The organism is Castellaniella daejeonensis, from assembly GCF_039523555.1.
Lineage (GTDB): Bacteria > Pseudomonadota > Gammaproteobacteria > Burkholderiales > Burkholderiaceae_B > Castellaniella > Castellaniella daejeonensis.
The window spans coordinates 1-4,535 of sequence record NZ_BAAAFN010000027.1; the positions used below are offsets into that span (position 1 = coordinate 1).

Here is a 4,535-nt window from a genome sequence, read left to right on the forward strand (position 1 = left end):
GTAGGGTGCAAGCGTTAATCGGAATTACTGGGCGTAAAGCGTGCGCAGGCGGTTCGGAAAGAAAGGTGTGAAATCCCAGGGCTTAACCTTGGAACTGCACTTTTAACTACCGGGCTAGAGTACGTCAGAGGGGGGTAGAATTCCACGTGTAGCAGTGAAATGCGTAGAGATGTGGAGGAATACCGATGGCGAAGGCAGCCCCCTGGGATGATACTGACGCTCATGCACGAAAGCGTGGGGAGCAAACAGGATTAGATACCCTGGTAGTCCACGCCCTAAACGATGTCAACTAGCTGTTGGGGTTTATTAACCTTAGTAGCGCAGCCAACGCGTGAAGTTGACCGCCTGGGGAGTACGGTCGCAAGATTAAAACTCAAAGGAATTGACGGGGACCCGCACAAGCGGTGGATGATGTGGATTAATTCGATGCAACGCGAAAAACCTTACCTACCCTTGACATGTCTGGAATCCCGAAGAGATTTGGGAGTGCTCGCAAGAGAACCGGAACACAGGTGCTGCATGGCTGTCGTCAGCTCGTGTCGTGAGATGTTGGGTTAAGTCCCGCAACGAGCGCAACCCTTGCCATTAGTTGCTACATTTAGTTGGGCACTCTAATGGGACTGCCGGTGACAAACCGGAGGAAGGTGGGGATGACGTCAAGTCCTCATGGCCCTTATGGGTAGGGCTTCACACGTCATACAATGGTCGGGACAGAGGGTTGCCAAGCCGCGAGGTGGAGCCAATCTCAGAAACCCGATCGTAGTCCGGATCGCAGTCTGCAACTCGACTGCGTGAAGTCGGAATCGCTAGTAATCGCGGATCAGCATGTCGCGGTGAATACGTTCCCGGGTCTTGTACACACCGCCCGTCACACCATGGGAGTGGGTTTCACCAGAAGTAGGTAGCCTAACCGCAAGGGGGGCGCTTACCACGGTGAGATTCATGACTGGGGTGAAGTCGTAACAAGGTAGCCGTATCGGAAGGTGCGGCTGGATCACCTCCTTTAAGAGCTCACAGCAAGGCTCGTCATTGAAGCGCTCACGCTTATCGGCTGTTTGGTACATGGTCTGAAGTCCAGGCCTGCATGAAAAGCAGACTCAAGGGGTCAGTAGCTCAGTCGGTTAGAGCACCGTCTTGATAAGGCGGGGGTCGATGGTTCGAATCCATCTTGACCCACCACGGTTCGTTGTCGGAAAGTGATTTCCGGCGATGGGTTCTGGGGGATTAGCTCAGCTGGGAGAGCACCTGCTTTGCAAGCAGGGGGTCGTCGGTTCGATCCCGTCATCCTCCACCAGGAATCTGCGCGGTGGTGGCGAGTGGGTGGACAACGGATCTTCAGTCAAGAGTGTCTTGGGCGACCAGGATGCTGCTGACTGAACGGATTGGCCGCAAGGCCGATCCAGTCGGTGAAGTACCATGTTCTTTAACAATCTGGAAGAAGCACAACAATGTAGACGCAAAGGTCAACTTAATTGTTGAACCGATGTGATTTACGGGTTGTGATTGCAAAATCAATTGTTCAAAAGTTCTCAAGAAAGACTTCGATCTGCTCTACCCAGGGTGGATTGAACGAACCTTGTTGGAATTGAACGGCACAAACACGCGAAACTCAGTTCCTGTAATCTGCAAAGTTATAGGATCAAGCGAATAAGTGCATATGGTGGATGCCTTGGCGATCACAGGCGAAGAAGGACGTTGTAGCCTGCGAAAAGCTGCGGGGAGCTGGCAAACAAGCTTTGATCCGCAGATGTCCGAATGGGGAAACCCACGGCAGCGATGCCGTATCGTTATCTGAATACATAGGGTAACGAGGCGAACCGGGTGAACTGAAACATCTCAGTAGCTCGAGGAAAAGAAATCAACCGAGATTCCGGAAGTAGCGGCGAGCGAAACCGGAGCAGCCTTGACGAGTTAGCACAGTCGATAGTCGAACGGTCTGGAAAGGCCGGCCGCAGCATGGTGATAGCCCTGTAGACGAAATCGAATGTGTGGGACTAGGCGTCAGATAAGTAGGGCGGGACACGTGAAATCCTGTCTGAAGATGGGGGGACCATCCTCCAAGGCTAAATACTCGTGATCGACCGATAGTGAACCAGTACCGTGAGGGAAAGGCGAAAAGAACCCCGGAAGGGGAGTGAAATAGATCCTGAAACCGTATGCATACAAACAGTAGGAGCCTCTATATGGGGTGACTGCGTACCTTTTGTATAATGGGTCAGCGACTTACATTCAGTGGCAAGCTTAACCGGATAGGGAAGGCGTAGCGAAAGCGAGTCCGAACAGGGCGATTCAGTCGCTGGGTGTAGACCCGAAACCAGGCGATCTATCCATGGCCAGGTTGAAGGCACGGTAACACGTGCTGGAGGACCGAACCCACTAACGTTGAAAAGTTAGGGGATGAGCTGTGGATAGGGGTGAAAGGCTAAACAAGCCTGGAGATAGCTGGTTCTCTCCGAAAACTATTTAGGTAGTGCCTCACATGATTACTGCCGGGGGTAGAGCACTGTTATAGCTAGGGGGTCATGGCGACTTACCAACCTATGGCAAACTCCGAATACCGGCAAGTACAGTGTGGGAGACAGAGCACCGGGTGCTAACGTCCGGACTCAAGAGGGAAACAACCCAGACCGCCAGCTAAGGTCCCTAAAATTGGCTAAGTGGGAAACGAAGTGGGAAGGCATAGACAGTCAGGAGGTTGGCTTAGAAGCAGCCATCCTTTAAAGAAAGCGTAATAGCTCACTGATCGAGTCGTCCTGCGCGGAAGATGTAACGGGGCTAAGCCAGTTACCGAAGCTGCGGGTGTGCACGCAAGTGCACGCGGTAGGAGAGCGTTCTGTAAGCCTGCGAAGGTGGCTTGTAAAGGCTGCTGGAGGTATCAGAAGTGCGAATGCTGACATGAGTAGCGATAAAGGGGGTGAAAAGCCCCCTCGCCGTAAGTCCAAGGTTTCCTGCGCAACGTTCATCGGCGCAGGGTGAGTCGGCCCCTAAGGCGAGGCAGAGATGCGTAGCTGATGGGAAGCTGGTTAATATTCCAGCACCGTCGTGAGATGCGATGGGGGGACGGATGGCAGAAGGTCATCGGGGTGTTGGATGTCCCCGTTGCTGCATCATAGAAGGCGCTTAGGTAAATCCGGGCGCGTAATTCAAGGGTGTGGCTGGACAGGAACTTAGGTTCCTGGACTGATTGGAAGCTGTTCCAGGAAAAGCCTCTAAGCTTCAGTCTCACGAGACCGTACCGCAAACCGACACAGGTGGACGGGATGAATATTCCAAGGCGCTTGAGAGAACTCAGGAGAAGGAACTCGGCAAATTGATACCGTAACTTCGGGAGAAGGTATGCCCTGGTAGTGTGAGGTGCCTGCGCACTGAGCATGAAGGGGCCGCAGAGAATCGGTGGCTGCGACTGTTTATTAAAAACACAGCACTCTGCCAAGACGAAAGTCGACGTATAGGGTGTGACGCCTGCCCGGTGCCGGAAGGTTAAGTGATGGGGTGCAAGCTCTTGATCGAAGCCCCGGTAAACGGCGGCCGTAACTATAACGGTCCTAAGGTAGCGAAATTCCTTGTCGGGTAAGTTCCGACCTGCACGAATGGCGTAACGATGGCCACACTGTCTCCTCCTGAGACTCAGCGAAGTTGAAATGTTTGTGATGATGCAATCTACCCGCGGCTAGACGGAAAGACCCCATGAACCTTTACTGTAGCTTTGCATTGGATTGTGAACCGGCCTGTGTAGGATAGGTGGGAGGCGCTGAAACCGAGTCGCCAGATTCGGTGGAGCCATCCTTGAAATACCACCCTGGTCTGTTTGCGGTTCTAACCTTGGCCCGTTATCCGGGTTGGGGACAGTGCATGGTGGGCAGTTTGACTGGGGCGGTCTCCTCCTAAAGTGTAACGGAGGAGTACGAAGGTACGCTAGGTACGGTCGGAAATCGTGCTGATAGTGCAATGGCATAAGCGTGCTTGACTGTGAGACTGACAAGTCGAACAGGTGCGAAAGCAGGTCATAGTGATCCGGTGGTTCTGTATGGAAGGGCCATCGCTCAACGGATAAAAGGTACTCTGGGGATAACAGGCTGATACCGCCCAAGAGTTCATATCGACGGCGGTGTTTGGCACCTCGATGTCGGCTCATCTCATCCTGGGGCTGTAGCCGGTCCCAAGGGTATGGCTGTTCGCCATTTAAAGAGGTACGTGAGCTGGGTTTAAAACGTCGTGAGACAGTTTGGTCCCTATCTGCCGTGGGCGTTGGATACTTGACGGAGCCTGCTCCTAGTACGAGAGGACCGGAGTGGACGTACCGCTGGTGTATCGGTTGTCATGCCAATGGCATTGCCGAGTAGCTATGTACGGAAGAGATAACCGCTGAAGGCATCTAAGCGGGAAACTCGTCTGAAGATTAGGTATCCCGGGGGCTTGACCCCCCTGAAGGGTCGTCCGAGACCAGGACGTTGATAGGCTGGGTGTGGAAGCGCGGTAACGCGTGCAGCTAACCAGTACTAATTGCCCGTGCGGCTTGATCCTATAACCTTGCG

At 53.5% G+C, this 4,535-nt stretch carries 2 tRNA genes and 2 rRNA genes; all 4 read left to right on the forward strand.

Going from position 1 to position 4,535, the window contains the following annotated elements:
- Positions 1-1,005: ribosomal RNA gene (locus tag ABD022_RS14795) — 16S ribosomal RNA — on the forward strand; the annotation flags it as partial.
- Between the two features lie 97 nt (positions 1,006-1,102).
- Positions 1,103-1,179: transfer RNA gene (locus ABD022_RS14800), tRNA-Ile, on the forward strand.
- Between the two features lie 39 nt (positions 1,180-1,218).
- Positions 1,219-1,294: transfer RNA gene (locus ABD022_RS14805), tRNA-Ala, on the forward strand.
- 343 nt (positions 1,295-1,637) lie between these two features.
- A 23S ribosomal RNA gene (locus ABD022_RS14810) occupies positions 1,638-4,524 on the forward strand.
- Positions 4,525-4,535 lie beyond the last annotated feature (11 nt).